Genomic DNA, 16,007 nt, shown 5'->3' with positions numbered 1-16,007 from the left:
GCCGCATGCGGTGGAGGGGTTGCCGCGTGGAAGACGCACGACGCTGTGGGCCCGACGCGTATTTAGTGGAGCAGTCTAGTGGCGACGCGGTGCTGTTCTTACGCCTCCGCAGAAGGATCACCCGCACGTGGAAATCCAGCCCCTCCGGCGTTTGAGGAGCGGGGTCCGGGGCGGAGCCCCGAGGCGTGGCCCGAGGCAGGCGGTCAGGCCGTGGTACCGGGCACCCCCGACACCACGGCCGAACCGACGGAGTCACTCGTCGTCGTTGACCCACGACATCAGCTTGCGCAGCTCCTTGCCGGTGGTCTCCAGGAGAGACTCGGCGTCCTGCTGCTTGTACTCGTTGTACTTCTTCAGACCGCCGTGGTACTCGTCCATCCACTGCTGGGCGAACGTGCCGTCCTGGATCTCGCCCAGGACCTTCTTCATCTCGGCCTTGGTGGCGTCCGTGATGATGCGGGGGCCGGTGATGTAGTCGCCCCACTCGGCGGTCTCGGAGACCGACCAGCGCATCTTCTCCAGGCCGCCCTCGTACATGAGGTCCACGATCAGCTTCAGCTCGTGGAGGCACTCGAAGTACGCGATCTCCGGCTGGTAGCCGGCCTCGGTCAGCGTCTCGAAACCGGCCTTGACCAGCGCGGCCGTACCACCGCAGAGAACGGCCTGCTCACCGAACAGGTCGGTCTCGGTCTCCTCGGTGAAGGTCGTCTTGATGACGCCCGCACGCGTGCCACCGATGCCCTTGGCGTACGAGAGCGCCAGCGGGAAGCCGTTGCCGGTCGCGTCCTGCTCGACGGCCGCGATACACGGAACGCCGCGGCCCTCCTCGTACTGGCGGCGGACCAGGTGGCCCGGGCCCTTCGGGGCGACCATGCAGACGTCGATGCCGGCCGGGGGCTTGATGAAGCCGAAGCGGATGTTCAGGCCGTGGCCGAAGAACAGCGCGTCGCCGTCGTTGAGGTTGTCCTTGATGGACTCCTCGTACACCTGGGCCTGGATCGGGTCCGGGACGAGGATCATGATGACGTCGGCCTCGGCGGCGGCCTCCGACGGGGTCACCACGCGCAGGCCCTGCTCCTCGGCCTTCGCCTTGGACTTGGAGCCCTCGTGCAGACCGACCCGGACGTCGACACCCGAGTCACGGAGCGACAGCGCGTGGGCGTGGCCCTGGCTGCCGTAGCCGATGACCGCGACCTTGCGGCCCTGGATGATGGACAGGTCGGCGTCGTCGTCGTAGAACAGCTCGGCCACTGGGTTCTCTCCTATGTGTGCTGGGTGTTGCGTCCCACCGTACGGCGGGAGGGGGAAGGGACGTTTCGGGGTCTCGGAATACGGGCGCGTACGACGTCACGTACGAGCCGTACGTGACGTCGTACAAGGCCTACGCGGACCGGTCGAGGGCGCGCAGCGAACGGTCGGTGATGGACCGGGCGCCGCGGCCGATGGCGATCGTGCCGGACTGGACGAGCTCCTTGATGCCGAACGGCTCCAGCATCTTGAGCATGGCCTCCAGCTTCTCGCTGCCGCCGGTGGCCTCGATGGTGACGGCCTCCGGGGAGACGTCCACGGTCTTGGCGCGGAACAGCTGGACGATCTCGACGATCTGGGAGCGCGTCTCGTTGTCGGCGCGCACCTTCACCAGAACGAGTTCGCGCTGAACCGCGGAACCCGGCTCCAGTTCGACGATCTTCAGCACGTTGACGAGCTTGTTGAGCTGCTTGGTGACCTGTTCGAGGGGGAGTTCCTCGATCACGTTCACCACGATCGTGATGCGGGAGATGTCGGGGTGCTCGGTGACGCCGACGGCGAGGGAGTCGATGTTGAATCCGCGCCGGGAGAACAGGGCGGTGATCCGGGCGAGGACACCGGGCTTGTTCTCGACGAGGACGGAGAGGGTGTGCTTGCTCATGGGTCTGACTCGGCTCTCTCTCAGTCGTCTTCGTTGTCGCCGAAGTCGGGGCGGACGTCCCGGGCGAACATGACCTCGTCGTTGGAGGTGCCGGCGGCGACCATCGGCCACACCATGGCGTCCTCGTGGACGATGAAGTCGATCACGACGGGACGGTCGTTGATCGAGTTCGCCTCTTCGATGCACTTGTCGAGGTCGTCCGGGGACTCGCAGCGGATCGCGTAACAGCCCATGGCCTCCGACAGCTTGACGAAGTCGGGGACGCGGGTGCCGGCGCTCGGCTGCTTTCCGTCCGCCTCGGGGCCGGAGTGCAGCACGGTGTTGGAGTACCGCTGGTTGTAGAAGAGGGTCTGCCACTGGCGGACCATCCCGAGGGCGCCGTTGTTGATGATGGCGACCTTGATCGGGATGTTGTTCAGGGCGCAGGTGGTGAGCTCCTGATTGGTCATCTGGAAGCAGCCGTCGCCGTCGATCGCCCAGACCGTACGGTCCGGTGCGCCGGCCTTGGCACCCATCGCGGCCGGAACCGCGTAGCCCATCGTCCCGGCGCCACCGGAGTTCAGCCAGGTCGCGGGCTTCTCGTACTGGATGTAGTGCGCGGCCCACATCTGGTGCTGGCCGACGCCCGCCGCGAAGATCGTGCCTTCGGGGGCGAGCTGTCCGACCCGCTCGATGACCTGCTGGGGCGAGAGCGAGCCGTTGTCCGGCTGGTCGTAGCCCAGGGGGTACGTCTCGCGCCAGCGGTTGAGGTCCTTCCACCAGGCGGTGTAGTCGCCCCGGTGTCCCTCGCTGTGCTCCTTCTGCACCGCCTGCACCAGGTCGGCGAGGACCTCGCGGGCGTCACCGACGATCGGCACGTCGGCGGCACGGTTCTTGCCGATCTCGGCCGGGTCGATGTCGGCGTGGACGATCTTGGCGTACGGGGCGAAGCTGTCCAGCTTGCCGGTGACGCGGTCGTCGAAGCGGGCTCCGAGGGCGACGATCAGGTCGGCCTTCTGCAGCGCGGTGACGGCGGTGACCGCACCGTGCATGCCCGGCATTCCCACGTGCAGCTCGTGACTGTCGGGGAATGCGCCGAGCGCCATCAGTGTGGTGGTGACGGGCGCTCCGGTGAGTTCTGCGAGGACCTTCAGCTCGGCGGTGGCACCGGCCTTGAGGACGCCGCCGCCGACGTACAGGACGGGCCGCTTGGCCTGGGTGATCAGCCGGGCGGCCTCGCGGATCTGCTTGGCGTGCGGCTTGGTCACCGGGCGGTAGCCGGGCAGGTCCTGGGCGGGCGGCCACTGGAAGGTGGTGCGCGCCTGGAGTGCGTCCTTGGCGATGTCGACGAGGACGGGGCCCGGGCGGCCGGTGGAGGCGATGTGGAAGGCCTCCGCGATCGTCCGCGGGATGTCCTCGGCCTTGGTGACGAGGAAGTTGTGCTTGGTGATCGGCATCGTGATGCCGACGATGTCCGCCTCCTGGAAGGCGTCCGTGCCGATCGCCTTGGACGCGACCTGGCCGGTGATCGCCACGAGCGGCACCGAGTCCATGTGCGCGTCGGCGATCGGCGTCACCAGGTTGGTGGCGCCCGGGCCGCTGGTCGCCATGCAGACGCCGACCTTGCCGGTGGCCTGCGCGTAACCGGTGGCAGCGTGGCCCGCGCCCTGCTCGTGGCGGACGAGCACGTGGCGCACCCGCCGGGAGTCCATCAGCGGGTCGTAGGCCGGAAGGATCGCACCGCCGGGAATGCCGAATACCGTCTCGGCCCCGACCTCCTCGAGAGAACGGATGAGGGACTGCGCTCCCGTCACCTGCTCGGGGGCGGACTGCTGTCCTCCGGAACGGGGCCGCGGCTGCGGGTGGTGGGCCCCGGTGGCCTGCTCGGTCATCGGCATTCTCTTCTCGATGCTGAGGGTTTTTGCGAGGTTTGTGCGGTGTTCAGTTGCTGCTCGGCCTGCACCTGTGCAACAAAAAACCCCTCGTGCCGTGAGGCAAGCGAGGGGAGCGCGCCGGGTGCGGTCGCTGGGAGTTCCGGGTCATCGATCCGGTGCTTCCCAGCTCAGCCGACGCGCTTTCCAAGTACGAGAATTCGGGTGCGCATGGCACAGACCCTCCCCCCGGCACGCAGTGCGTGTCAAGTGGGTGGGACGGGAGTCTCATCATGTGAGCGGAGGGCCGTACCGGTTCCGTACGCGGCCGAGGACACTCCGGCCACGTACGCACTGGTACTCCCACCTGCGTAGACACCGCTGCTGCCACCTCCCACGAAGATCGGTTCGACGGGACCGTGGGGCACGGGGTAGGCGCCGGCCGCCAGGGCGCGGCGCAGTCGGTACTCGTCCAGCGGTCCGGAGAACGCGTTGCCCTGTCCATGGGTGCAGCCCATCGAGCGCAGGGCGATGACCTGCTCGGGCAGGTCCACACCGGCGGCCACGGTCTGCAGGCCCAGGTCGTTCGCGATACGCAGCAGCCCGCTGGTGATCTTGTGGAGCCGGGCGGACTCGACGACGCCCTCGACCAGACCGCGGTCCAGTTTCAGTACGTCGACGGGGAGGCGGCGCAGTGCGGTGATCGTGGCGTAGCCGTTGCCGAAGCCGTCCAGGGCGATCCGGACGCCCAGCCGCCTGAGTGCGTTGAGGCGGCGCTCCAGCTCGTCGAGGGAGATCTTGGGATCGGTTTCGGCCAGTTCGATGACCAGGGCGCCGGACGGCAGGCCGTGCCGGGTCAGCAGGGCCTCGACGGAGCCGAGGGGCATGGACCGGTCGAGGAGCCGGCGGGCGGTCATCCGGACGGCGACGGGCACGGCGAGCCCCGTGGCGGCACGCTCAGCTGCCTGCTCGACGGCCTCCTCCAGCATCCAGCGGCCCAGCTCGGCGGTGCGGTCGCTGTCCTCGGCGACGCGCAGGAATTCGGCGGGGGTGAACAGCACGCCCTGGGCCGAGCGCCAGCGCGCCTGGGCCGCGACCGCCGTGATCCGGCCGGTGTCGAGGGACACCACGGGCTGGTGCAGCAGCGCGAACTCGCCGTCGTGCAGGGCGGCCCGCAGCCGGGTGGCGAGCTGGGCCTTCCGTACGACGTCCTGCTGCATCTGGGGCGCGTACAGCTCGACGCGGCCCTTGCCCGCGGCCTTCGCTCGGTACATCGCGAGGTCCGCGTTGCGCAGCAGCTCGCCCGCGCCGAGGCCGGGCTCGGAGAAGGCGACACCGATGGAGGCGGCGACCCGGACATCGTTGCCGTCGATGGTGTACGGCTGCGAGAGGGTCACGCGCAGCCGGTCGGCGAGTTCGAAGATCTGGTGCTCGCGCGCGGTGCGGTCGCGGCCGCCGTCGCCGACGATCAGGGCCGCGAACTCGTCGCCGCCGAGCCGGGAGGCGGTGTCGCTCTTGCGGACGGCGTCCTGGAGTCTGCGGGCGGCCTGGACGAGCAGTTCGTCGCCCGCCTGGTGCCCGATGGTGTCGTTGACGGCCTTGAAGCCGTCGAGGTCGATGAAGAGGACGGCGGTGCCGCGGTCGGAGGAACGGCGGCCGGAAAGCGCCTGTCCGACGCGCTTGGTGAACAGGGCGCGGTTGGGCAGGTCGGTGAGCGGGTCGTGCTCGGCGTTGTGCTGCAGCTGTGCCTGGAGGCGGACCCGTTCGGTCACGTCACGGCTGTTGAAGATGAGGCCGCCGTGGTGGCGGTTGACGGTCGACTCGACGTTGAGCCAGCCTCCTCCACCGCCGGAGCCTCCCCCGCTGCCGGACTTGAAGCGGCACTCGATGCGGGTGGTGGGTTCCTCGCCGGGGCTGGCGGCGAGGAAGCGGCGCACCTCGTGCACCACGCAGCCCAGGTCCTCCGGGTGGATCAGCGAGGCGAGCTCGGAGCCGACGAGTTCCTCGGCGGGCCGGCCGTAGACCCCGGCCGCGGCCGGGCTGACGTACCGGAGGATGCCGTTCGGGGCGGCGATCATGATGACGTCGCTGGAACCCTGCACCAGGGAGCGGAAGTGGTTCTCCTTCTGGGCCAGTTCCTGGGTGAGGGTGATGTTGTCGAGGAGCATGATGCCCTGGCGCACGACGAGGGCGAGCACGACCGTGCCGCCGGTGACGAGCACCACGCGGTCGACGCTGCGACCGTTGAGCACGTTGTAGAGGATGCCCAGTGTGCAGACGGCGGCGGCCAGGTAGGGAGTGAGTGCCGCCAGTGAACTGCTGATGGGCCGGCTGGCCGGATACCGACTGTGACCTCCTTCCTGGAGGGGCACGTGTGCCGCTTGTCCCTGTTGGGGCCCGGGCACGTAGCCGTACACCACGCGCGTGTGCCCCTCTTCTTCCGTGTGTCCGCGTCGTTGCCCCACCCAGGGGGCGTACGCGAGCAGTAGTGATCCGGCGAACCAGCCCGCGTCGAGCAGTTGCCCGGAGCGGTAGTCGTTGTGCATCAGGGGTGAGGTGAACAGGGCGTCGCACATGACCGTCAGGGCCAGGGCGCCGATCGCGGTGTTCACCGCGGAGCGGTTCACGGCCGAGCGCCTGAAGTGCAGTGCGAGCACCATGCTCACCAGGGCGATGTCCAGCAGCGGATACGCGAGCGAGAGCGCGGTGTGCGGGACGCTCGGACCCTCCGCCTTCGCCGCCTGGGCGAGCGCGAGGCTCCAGGAGAGCGTGAGCAGCGAGCCGCCGATCAGCCAGGCGTCCAGGCCCAGACAGACCCAGCCGGCCTTGCTCACCGGCCGTTTGGCGAGCACCAGCAGTCCCACGATGGCCGGTGGGGCGAAGCACAGGAAGAACAGGTCGGCGTAGCTCGGGCTGGGCACCGGGGCTTCCAGGACGACCTCGTACCAGCCCCAGACGAGGTTGCCCGCCGCCGCCATGGCGGAGGAGAGCGCGAAGAGCAGCCATGCGGGTCGAAAGCGGCTGCGCCGGGTGCGGGCGCAGAGGAAGCAGGAGACGGCCGCGGTGGCGGCCGCCGCACTCAGCCCGAAGTCGCCCATGATCAGGGCGAGTCGTGGTGAGCCCCAGCCGAGCGCGGAACCGACGGCGTATCCCGCGCACACCAGGGCCAGCACGAGTTGCGGTACGACACCCACTCCGCCCCCGGAGACCGGACGACGGGCGAGCAGCGCCGCCGGGGAGCTCACTGTGTCTCTCCGGACCGTGCCGCCCCCGAGTCCCTCTGGTCCCGGCGTGCCGGATGTGCGTGCCTCCTGCGACCGCCGGGCCTTCGGTGGTGGTGGCCGCTGTGACCGCGTCTGTGCGTCGGTACGCGCCAGGGTCGCCGTCGGCGGCCCCGCCGCGTCGGATCGTTGGTCCATAGGCCGTGCATCGCCCGTCGCCCCCCTCGCTCTTGCTGTCTGTCGCTCCCCGGCGCCGAACGTGCGCGGCGCAGCCCCTGTCGGGACGATACACCAGTCTCGTCACTCAGGGACATAGTCTCTCTACGCTCCGTGACGACCAGCGGGAATACGGACACGTGCCGCATTCGAAGGACTGCGGAGGGTGCCCGGCGGGGTCCCCGCTCGGGCGCGGCCGAGGGTGGAGGAGGACTAGGAGCCCGTCGTAAGGACCACGTTCCGCAGCGGCTCCCGGTTCACAAAACGGTTCAACTGGTCGCCCAGGAGCCGCTTGGCGCGCGGGAAGAACGCGGAGGTCGGGCCGCCCACGTGGGGGCTGATGAGGACGCCCGGCGCATGCCACAAGGGGTGCCCCGGGGGCAGCGGTTCGGGATCGGTGACGTCCAGGGCGGCCGTGATCCGGCCGCTCTCCAGCTCGGCGAGGAGCGCCTTGGTGTCGACGACTCCGCCGCGGGAGACGTTCACGAGCAGGGCGCCGTCCTTCATCCGGGCCAGGAACTCGGCCCCCGCCAGGCCTTTCGTCTGCTCGGTGAGGGGCGTGATGAGCACCACCACATCGGCCTCCGGGAGTAGTTCGGGCAGGGCGGTGATCGGATGCACTGGACCGCGCGCCGTCTCGCGTGCGGAGCGCGCGACGCGCGCCACCCGCGCGAGCTCGAAGGGAACAAGCCGGTCCTCGATGGCCGAACCGACCGCTCCGTAGCCGACGATCAGTACGGACTTGTCCGCGAGCGCGGGACGGAATCCGGACCGCCACTCCTCGCTGTCCTGCCCACGGACGAAGTCGGGGATGCCTCGCAGCGAGGAGAGGATCAGGGTGAGGGTGAGTTCGGCGGTGCTCGCGTCGTGCACCCCGCGTGCGTTGCACAACTGCACGCCCCCGGGAAGCAGTTGCAGGCCCGGCTGTACGTGGTCGATACCGGCGGACAGGGTCTGCACGACCTGGACGGACGTCATTTCGGCCAGGGGGCGCACCGAGACGTCGCCGCCCTTCATGTAGGGCACGACATAGAAGGAGCAGTCCGCGGGGTCGGCGGGATAGTCCTGCTCACCGTTCCAGTAGAGGTAGTTGGGGCCGTCGGGGAGGCCGTCGAGTTCGTCCGGGTGAAACGGAAGCCACACTTCGTACGTCATGGTCAGGAGGCTATGCGAAGCACCTGGGGACGCAGAGGTTAGTTTGGGGTGCCAGGAAATGGAGGGCACGGCCAGGTGGAGCGCAGGACGATCGGGGCGGCGGCGCTCGAGGTGGGGGCTGTCGGCCTCGGGTGCATGCCGATGAGCTGGGCGTACTCGGGTTCGCGGCAGCGGGGCGACGAGTCGCTGCGGACCGTGCACACGGCCCTCGACCGGGGCGCAACGCTCCTGGACACAGCCGACATGTACGGGCCGTTCACCAACGAGCTGCTGGTGGGGCGGGCACTGAAGGAGCGGCGCTCCGAGGCGTTCGTGTCGACCAAGGTCGGCCTCCTGGTGGGCGAACAGCACATCGTGGCCAACGGCCGCCCCGGCTATGTGAAGCGGGCGTGCGACGCCTCGCTGCGCCGCCTCCAGACCGATGTCATCGACCTGTACCAACTGCACCGCGCGGACCCGGAGATACCGGTCGAGGAGACATGGGGCGCGATGGCGGACCTCGTCTCGGCCGGCAAGGTGCGGGCGCTCGGGCTGTGCGCGGTGGGTGCGCGTTCCCACCGCCGTTCGGGAGCCCGGCTGCACGACGGAACGATCCGCCAGCTGGAGCGGGTGCAGCAGGTCTTCCCGGTGAGCACGGTGGAGGCCGAGCTGTCGGTGTGGTCGCCGGAGGCGCTGGAGGGTCTGCTGCCGTGGTGCGAGGCGCGCGGCGTCGGCTTCCTGGCGGCGATGCCGCTCGGCAACGGCTTCCTGACCGGGACGCTCACCCCCGGCGAGGGCTTCGAGCCCGACGACGTACGGGCCCGGCACCCCCGCTTCACCGCCGAGATGATGGCCGCGAACCAGCCGATAGTCGCCGGTCTGCGGCGCATAGCGGCCCGGCACTCGGCGCAGGGAGCGGACGTCACTCCCGCGCAGGTGGCGCTCGCGTGGGTGCTCGCGCGGGGGCGGCACGTGGTGCCGGTGCCGGGGACCAAACGGGAGTGCTGGGCCGCGGAGAACGCGGGGGCGGCCGGACTGCGTCTGACGACGGAGGATCTGGCGGAGGTGGCGGGACTGCCTTCGGCACGGGGATCCTGGGACTGAGAGGGTCCTCCGGGATCCTGGAGCTGAGTGAGCCCCGCCCGGCACCGGCCGGAGGCCTCTGGGACTGAACGGCACGGTTCGCGCGGGGTCCGGCGTATCGGGGTCCGTCGCTTCGGTATTCGGTGATCGGGAACCCATGAGGCGCGAGCGGTGTATGAAAAGTAGAACCTGCCGCGTCGAAGGGATCCAGATCGTGCAACGTCGAGCTGTGACGGCCATGTTGGCCGCGGCCACGCTCCTGGTGACGGCCGGGTGCTCCTCGGGGGACGGGGAGGAGTCGGGCGGCGGCGGGAGCACGTCTCCGGGCAGCTCGGAGCCCGGCGCCTCGGCCCCGGCCTCCGGGCCGTCGGCCGAGGAGACCCCGCCCGCCAAGGGCTCCGTGAAGGTCGTGCGGACCGTCACCGAGGGTCTGAAGAGCCCCTGGGGCCTGGCGCCGCTGCCCGAGGGCGGCCTCCTGGTGTCCTCGCGGGACGAGGGGACGATCACCCGGGTCGATGAGAAGACAGGCAAGAAGACCGAGCTGGGCTCCGTGCCCGGAGTGGCCCCCGCCGGCGAGGGCGGCCTGATGGGCCTGGCTCTTTCTCCTTCGTACGCGTCGGACCACATGGTCTACGCGTACTTCACCTCGGACTCCGACAACCGCATCGTGCGCATGCTGTACGACGCGAAGAAGCCGGCCGGTGACCAGCTGGGCGCACCCGACACGGTGTTCCGGGGCATCCCCAAGGGCACCAACCACAACGGCGGCCGGATCGCCTTCGGCCCGGACAAGATGCTGTACGTGGGCACGGGCGAGACCTACGTCACCGAGCTCGCGCAGGACAAGAAGTCCACCGGCGGCAAGATCCTCCGGCTGACCCCGGAGGGCGAGCCGGCCCCGGGCAACCCGTTCAACTCACCGGTCTATTCGTACGGCCACCGCAATGTCCAGGGCCTTGCCTGGGACTCCAAGCAGCGGCTGTTCGCCTCCGAGTTCGGCCAGGACACCTGGGACGAGCTGAACCACATCAAGCCGGGCGACAACTACGGCTGGCCGGAGGCGGAGGGCCAGTCCGACGACTCCAAGTACCACAACCCGATCGACCAGTGGAGCACCGACGAGGCCTCCCCCAGCGGCATCGCCTACGCGGAGGGCTCGATCTGGATGGCGGGGCTGCGCGGCAAGCGGCTGTGGCGCATCCCGCTCAACGGCACGGAGGAGTCGGCGGAGCCCCAGGCCTTCCTGGAGGGCGACTACGGCCGCCTGCGCACGGTGGTCTCGGCGGGCGGCAACAAGCTGTGGCTGATGACGAGCGAGACGGACGGCCGGGGGACCCCGGAGTCGGGAGACGACAAGATTCTGGAACTGGAGGTCACGTAGGACGCCCGCGGCAGGGACAGCTATTCGGGGGCTTCCTCGGGGGCCGGGGCCGCGGCTGGGTCCGGAGCTGGGGCGGGGGCCTGGTTCGGCGCTGGGGCCTGAGCCTGAGCCGCGGCCCGCTGTGGAGCTGGGGCCTGACCTCCGGGCGGAGAGTGGTCCGGAGTCGCGGCCGGGTCCGACTCGGCCTCGGTCTCGACCCGGGTTTCGGTCTGGGCCTCGGGCTCATCCCCGGTCTGTGTCGGCAGGCGGACGACCACCTTGCCGGAGGCGAGGTCTATCGGGCCTCGTCCGGGGTCCCCGTCGTTCAGGTCCACGCGGGTCAGTTCCAGCCGCTTGCGTTCCTCGTCGGTGTGCTTGCGGCCTGGTGCGAAGAGCTCGTCGATCATGTTGAACACGGTGCCTCCCTCGGCCCGGGGTCTCTTACAGCGTAGACCTCACGGCGTGGATCCCACGGGGTGCATCCCATGGGATGGATCCCACGGGGTGGGTCCGTCTGCGTACCCCTGTCCGCGTGGATCTCACCCGGCCGTCCGGGCGCCGGCCTGGTGCGGCGGGAACAGCCGCATCCGGTGCGCGAGCGCTGCCGCCTCGCCGCGGCCGGAGACACTGAGCTTGCCGAGGATGTTGGAGACATGGACGCTGGCCGTCTTCGGGGAGATGAAGAGCTCCTCGGCGATCTGGCGGTTGGTGCGCCCGGCGGCGACCAGACGGAGGACGTCGCGCTCGCGGCTGGTCAGGCCGAGCGCCTCGACCGGGTCGGCGGGAGCGGGGGCGGACCGCTCCGGAGCCCGGGCGAGGGTGAGGCGTGCGCGCTGGGCGAGCAGGGCGACGGCATCGGCGAGCGGGCGCGCGGCGAGGTGGTCGGCCACGGCGCGAGCAAGTCGCAGCAGTTCCGTGGCGCGGTCCCGTTCCTCCTCACCGCCTCCGGAGGCGAGCAGGGACTCCGCGAGCCGGTGCCGCACCCGGGCGAGGTCGTACGGGCGCTCAAGGGGTTCGAAGGCGGTGACGGCTTCGGACCACTCGTCCGGGGTGTCCCGGCCCTCGGCGCGCAGCAGTTCGGCTCGTACCCAGTGCTCGTGGGCCTGCCAGACGGGCACGTTCGTGGCGAGGGACTTGGCGGCCTTGCGCAGGCGTTCCAGGACGTCGGGGCGGCCCTGTTCGGCGAGGGGCAGTCCGCGGGCGTCGGCCTCCGCGGTCGCGGCGGCGAGCAGCAGGGGCCAGGCGTAGCGCTGGGTGCCCGGCGGGAAGCCGGTGCACAGGGCCTCGTCCAGTTCGGCACGGGCGTCGAGGAGGCGGCCCTCGGCGGCGGCTATGCCGATCGCGAGGGTGGTCAGCGGCAGCGCGTGCTGGGGCACGGTGTCGTGGGTGCCGAAGTGCTCCCGCGCGGCGGCCAGTTGGCGGCCGGCCTCGGGGAGGTCGCCCCGGGCGCGCGCGAGATGGGCGTGGAGGGTGGTGCGGAAGCCGCGGGGCTTGGCGCTCTGGCCCACGCGGTCGGAGTTGAACCCGGCCGCACCGGCCTCGTCCCAGCGGCCGAGCGAGAAGAGGGATTCGGCGAGATTGCCCCACACCCAGGCTTCGGTGTCCAACAGGCCGAGTTTGCGGGCGAGTTGGACGCCTTCCTCAAGGATCCGGACGGCGTCCTGGGAGCGGCCGATGCCTTCCAGGTGGGAGGGCAGGTTCACGTGGGCGCGGCCCACGACATAGGCGGCGCCGATCTCTCCAGCCCGCTCCTTGACCTCGTGCACCTCGGCGAGCCCCGCCTCGATGTCGCCCGACTCGACGAGGAGGCCGCCCAGGGTGAGGCGCGCGTTCAGCTCGATGTCGCGGGCGCCCACCATCCGGGCGTACTCCACGGCGCGCTCGGCGGCCTGGAGGGCTTCCGGTCCCGGCCTGTGCATCATCGACCAGTTGGCGACATTGGCGAGGACGTCGGCGTGCACCTCGGACGGCGGCAGCCCTCGCACCAGCTCCTGGGCGGTGGCGAGTTCCTTCCACCCGTCGCCTCGGGCCACCGCCTCGATGAGACGGGAGCGCTGGATCCAGAACCAGGCCGCGCGGAGCGGATCGTCCTCGTCCTCCAGGAGGTGCAGAGCGCGCTTGGTGATCTTCAGGGCACGCTCGCGCTCGCCGCAGAACCGGCCCGCGACGGCGGCCTCGGCCATCAGGTCGAGGTAGCGCAGCGGCGTGGTGGCCGGGTCGCAGCCGCACGGCGGATAGACCTCGGTGTAGTCGACGGGCCGCAGTTCGGCGCGTACGGAGTCGGGGGCCGTGTCCCAGAGCTCCATCGCGCGCTCCAGGAGCCGCAGTTGCTCCGAGTAGGCGTGCCGGCGGCGGGCCGCGACGGACGCGTCGAGGACGGCGGGGAGGGCCTTGGCCGCGTCGTGTGCGTGGTACCAGTGGCTGGCCAGGCGGGCGGCGCGCTCGTCGGCCGGGACGAGCGTGGGGTCGGCCTCCAGCGCTTCCGCGTAGCGGCGGTTGAGGCGGGAGCGTTCGCCGGGCAGCAGGTCGTCGCCGACGGCCTCGCGCACGAGGGAGTGGCGGAAGCGGTAGCCGTCACCGTCGGGCGTCGCGAGCAGGATGTTGGCGCCGACGGCGGCCCGTAGTGCCTCGATGAGGTCGTCCTCGGAGAGCCGGGCCACGGCGGCGAGCAGCCGGTACTCCACGGTGGAGCCGCCCTCGGCGACGATCCGGGCGACCCGCTGGGATCCTTCGGGCAGGCTCTCGACGCGGACGAGGAGCAGATCGCGCAGGGAGTCGGTGAGGCCGGTGCGGCAGCCGTCATTGGCGGCCACGGCCAGTTCCTCGACGAAGAAGGCGTTGCCGTCGGAGCGCGTGAAGATCTCGTCGACCCGGGTCTGGTCGGGTTCGGTGGCGATGATTCCGGCGATCTGGCGGCCGACCTCGGCGCGGCTGAAACGGCCGAGTTCGATACGGCGGACGGTGCGCAGCCGGTCGAGTTCGGCGAGGAGTGGGCGCAGGGGGTGGCGGCGGTGGATGTCGTCGGCGCGGTAGGTGGCGACGACGAGGAGCCGGCCGCTGCGGAGCGTGCGGAAGAGGTAGGCGAGGAGGTGGCGGGTCGAGGCGTCGGCCCAGTGCAGGTCCTCCAGGAGGACGACGACCGGGCGGTCGGCGGCGACGCGCTCCAGCAGCCGGACGGTGAGTTCGAAGAGGCGGGCCATGCCGTCCTCGTCGTGCCGCCCGCGTGAGGTGTCGCCCAACTCGGGCAGCAGCCGGGCCAGTTCCTCCTCCTGCCCCGCGGCCGCGGCGGCCAGCTCGTCGGGCAGGTGGCGGCGCAGGGCGCGCAGCGCGGTGGAGAAGGGCGCGAAGGGCAGGCCGTCGGCGCCGATCTCGACGCATCCACCGAGCGCCACGACGGCACCCTCGCGGCAGGCCGCGGTGGCGAACTCCTCGATGAGCCGGGTCTTTCCGACCCCCGCCTCACCACCGAGCAGCAACGCCTGCGGCTCGCCCGCGGCAGCACGGGCGAGCGCGTCGTTCAGCACGCCCAGCTCGTCGACCCTGCCGACGAACACCGGACTGACGGACCTGGTCTCCACAACGCCGAGCATCGCACAGCCCTCTGACACAACGGCACTGGTTATCGCGGGCCTGGCCGCAGCTTCGGCCCGGTGCGGGGCCTCGGACCTGGCCCGGGCCGCGAGCCCACCGGGGACCGCGGACCTGCCCATGCCCTCGGGCTTGCCCGCGCCCTCGGGCTTGCCCGCGCCCTCGGGCCCGCCCACGACCTCGGACCTGCCCACGGCTACGAGCCTGCTCACGGCCTCGGTCCCGCCCACGAACTCGGACGTGCCCACGGCCTCGGGTCCACCGACCGCTCCGAACCTGTCCCCGGCCTCCAGCCCGCCCGCAACCTCAGGATCCCCCACAACCTCGGACGTGCCCATGATCCCCGAGCCACCCACCCCTCCGGTCCTGCCCGTGCTCTCGGGCTTGCCCACAACCTCAGCCGCACCCACGGCCCCGGCCCCGGCCACCCCGTCCGCCCCTCTCAAAACCTCGGGCCCGCCCGCGGCAGCGGACGGGCCCGTGGTTCCGGAGGAGGTGTTCGTGGTCGGGAGGGCGGTCACAGTGGCGCCGTCCCGGTGAGGGCGGCCCACCCCCGTGTGGCCGCCCTCACCCGCCCCGGTGCTCACGCGACGCGGGCGGACCGGGACCCGCGGTGGTGCCGGCTATGCACCCGCCCCTCGGCTTCGTCGCGGCCGGATCGTGCGGCCTCGCGCCTGGCGGCGCGGCGGCTGCGGACGGCCTCGCGGACCAGTCGGTAGTTGTCGGCCTCGCGGATCATCTCCGCGGTGCGGATCTGCTGGAGCTCGTACTCGAACATCTCGTACCCCTCGTGAAGTGTTGTTTCCGGCTTCGCTCTGTTGCGATGCCTCAACCTTCGTCTCCAAGGGGGGTGCGCCACATCGGGAGAGTTCCGCATCTTGAGCGCACGAAGGGCCTTAGTCCCGCCGTGGATTGCCTACGGCGGGCCTAAGGCCCCTCAGACGTGCGGTTTCGTCAGCTCGGGGACGGCATGTCGAGCAGGATGTTCGAGTACTTGAGCACGGCCAGCAGGAGGCCGATGACACCGAGCGAGACACCCGCCCAGGCGACCGACTTGACCCACGGGGCCTGCGCCGGAATCCGGTCGGGGTTGCCGAACGCGGGCCGGGCCAGCACCACGACGCCGACGATCAGCGCGGTCAGCGCGAAGATCCCGGCGACCAGCGCGTTGGCGTTCCAGGAGTCGGAGTAGACCTGCTTGATCTGCTCGGCCACACCGGCGCTCTGCGCGGTCTCCAGCTGGCCGAACAGCCCGTCGCGCGCCTGCGCGATGGTGCCGACCCAGCTGCCGGTCAGCGACACGACGCCGAGTCCGGCGGACACGACGGCTGCGGCACCCATGCCCACGCCGGAACCGCGCTCGGCCGCGACCACGGCCTCGTCGTCCTCGTCCTCACCGAGGACCTCGGAGTCGGCCTGGTCGTCGGCCGTCTCGGCGGCCTCGGCCTCCTCGACCTCCCCGATCGCGGCCGTCTCCTCGCCCTTGCTGAGCTTCACGGCCTCCTCGTCGCGCTGTGCCTCGGTGCCGGTCTTGGCTCCGGCTTCGTCCTCTGTCTTGGTTCCCATGCTCCGCACCGTACGGACGCTGTCTGAGAATTTCTTAAAGATCCCAAGATCCTCACGCGCCGGGCGGCTTTTCGCCCTAC

At 70.8% G+C, this 16,007-nt stretch carries 11 protein-coding genes; 2 read left to right on the top strand and 9 right to left on the bottom strand.

Annotated elements, in window-relative coordinates; translation table 11 throughout:
- Positions 1-252 precede the first annotated feature (252 nt).
- The 5 genes from ilvC to ACN20J_RS33740 all read right to left on the bottom strand — a co-directional run bounded on the left by ilvC (position 253) and on the right by ACN20J_RS33740 (position 8,351).
- Positions 253-1,251 (bottom strand): ketol-acid reductoisomerase, encoded by a 999-nt coding sequence (gene ilvC / locus ACN20J_RS33760; RefSeq protein ID WP_143640586.1) that lies wholly within the window; start codon positions 1,249-1,251, stop codon positions 253-255.
- Between the two features lie 130 nt (positions 1,252-1,381).
- Entirely contained in the window at positions 1,382-1,909 is a 528-nt protein-coding gene (gene ilvN, locus ACN20J_RS33755; protein ID WP_055615062.1) for an acetolactate synthase small subunit, read from the bottom strand.
- A gap of 20 nt (positions 1,910-1,929) precedes the next feature.
- The gene (locus ACN20J_RS33750; protein ID WP_055615063.1) at positions 1,930-3,786 is read right to left on the bottom strand and encodes an acetolactate synthase large subunit; all 1,857 of its coding nucleotides are present in this window, start codon (positions 3,784-3,786) and stop codon (positions 1,930-1,932) included.
- Positions 3,787-4,025: 239 nt separating this feature from the next.
- Positions 4,026-7,004: a putative bifunctional diguanylate cyclase/phosphodiesterase gene (locus ACN20J_RS33745; protein WP_361920661.1), complete on the bottom strand. Its 2,979-nt coding sequence runs from the start codon at positions 7,002-7,004 to the stop codon at positions 4,026-4,028.
- 405 nt (positions 7,005-7,409) lie between these two features.
- Complete coding sequence (locus ACN20J_RS33740) at positions 7,410-8,351, bottom strand: 2-hydroxyacid dehydrogenase (RefSeq protein ID WP_189843652.1); 942 nt, start codon at positions 8,349-8,351, stop codon at positions 7,410-7,412.
- A 75-nt stretch (positions 8,352-8,426) separates the two neighbouring features.
- Between ACN20J_RS33740 and ACN20J_RS33735 the strand changes: the two genes are divergently transcribed.
- Together ACN20J_RS33735 and ACN20J_RS33730 are read left to right on the top strand one after the other, a co-directional pair.
- Positions 8,427-9,434: an aldo/keto reductase gene (locus tag ACN20J_RS33735; protein ID WP_266754494.1), complete on the top strand. Its 1,008-nt coding sequence runs from the start codon at positions 8,427-8,429 to the stop codon at positions 9,432-9,434.
- A gap of 217 nt (positions 9,435-9,651) precedes the next feature.
- Positions 9,652-10,794: a PQQ-dependent sugar dehydrogenase gene (locus ACN20J_RS33730; RefSeq protein WP_419669008.1), complete on the top strand. Its 1,143-nt coding sequence runs from the start codon at positions 9,652-9,654 to the stop codon at positions 10,792-10,794.
- Between the two features lie 20 nt (positions 10,795-10,814).
- On the opposite strand, the gene ACN20J_RS33725 is transcribed toward ACN20J_RS33730, so the two are convergent.
- The 4 genes from ACN20J_RS33725 to ACN20J_RS33710 all read right to left on the bottom strand — a co-directional run bounded on the left by ACN20J_RS33725 (position 10,815) and on the right by ACN20J_RS33710 (position 15,927).
- Entirely contained in the window at positions 10,815-11,180 is a 366-nt protein-coding gene (locus tag ACN20J_RS33725) for a DUF6191 domain-containing protein (protein WP_419669007.1), read from the bottom strand.
- A gap of 132 nt (positions 11,181-11,312) precedes the next feature.
- Positions 11,313-14,363 carry a helix-turn-helix transcriptional regulator gene (locus ACN20J_RS33720; RefSeq protein WP_419669006.1) on the bottom strand — a complete coding sequence of 1,017 codons (3,051 nt, stop codon included), beginning with the start codon at positions 14,361-14,363 and terminating at the stop codon, positions 11,313-11,315.
- Positions 14,364-14,944: 581 nt separating this feature from the next.
- A complete protein-coding gene (locus ACN20J_RS33715) occupies positions 14,945-15,139 on the bottom strand; it encodes a hypothetical protein (protein ID WP_359719938.1) in 195 nt (64 codons plus the stop codon).
- 176 nt (positions 15,140-15,315) lie between these two features.
- Positions 15,316-15,927 carry a hypothetical protein gene (locus ACN20J_RS33710; protein WP_190232240.1) on the bottom strand — a complete coding sequence of 204 codons (612 nt, stop codon included), beginning with the start codon at positions 15,925-15,927 and terminating at the stop codon, positions 15,316-15,318.
- Positions 15,928-16,007: the final 80 nt, after the last annotated feature.

Source organism: Streptomyces sp. 2-1 (assembly GCF_048564895.1).
Classification (GTDB): Bacteria; Actinomycetota; Actinomycetes; order Streptomycetales; family Streptomycetaceae; genus Streptomyces; species Streptomyces phaeochromogenes.
This window is presented reverse-complemented; position numbering and strand designations above follow the sequence as displayed.

Coding starts and splice junctions, on each gene's coding strand:
- ilvN (WP_055615062.1), bottom strand. CDS start 1,909: ATGAGCAAGCACACCCTCTCCGTCCTCGTCGAGAACAAGCCCGGTGTC.
- ACN20J_RS33750 (WP_055615063.1), bottom strand. CDS start 3,786: ATGCCGATGACCGAGCAGGCCACCGGGGCCCACCACCCGCAGCCGCGG.
- ACN20J_RS33740 (WP_189843652.1), bottom strand. CDS start 8,351: ATGACGTACGAAGTGTGGCTTCCGTTTCACCCGGACGAACTCGACGGC.
- ACN20J_RS33730 (WP_419669008.1), top strand. CDS start 9,652: ATGTTGGCCGCGGCCACGCTCCTGGTGACGGCCGGGTGCTCCTCGGGG.
- ACN20J_RS33725 (WP_419669007.1), bottom strand. CDS start 11,180: ATGATCGACGAGCTCTTCGCACCAGGCCGCAAGCACACCGACGAGGAA.
- ACN20J_RS33720 (WP_419669006.1), bottom strand. CDS start 14,363: ATGCTCGGCGTTGTGGAGACCAGGTCCGTCAGTCCGGTGTTCGTCGGC.
- ACN20J_RS33715 (WP_359719938.1), bottom strand. CDS start 15,139: ATGTTCGAGTACGAGCTCCAGCAGATCCGCACCGCGGAGATGATCCGC.
- ACN20J_RS33710 (WP_190232240.1), bottom strand. CDS start 15,927: ATGGGAACCAAGACAGAGGACGAAGCCGGAGCCAAGACCGGCACCGAG.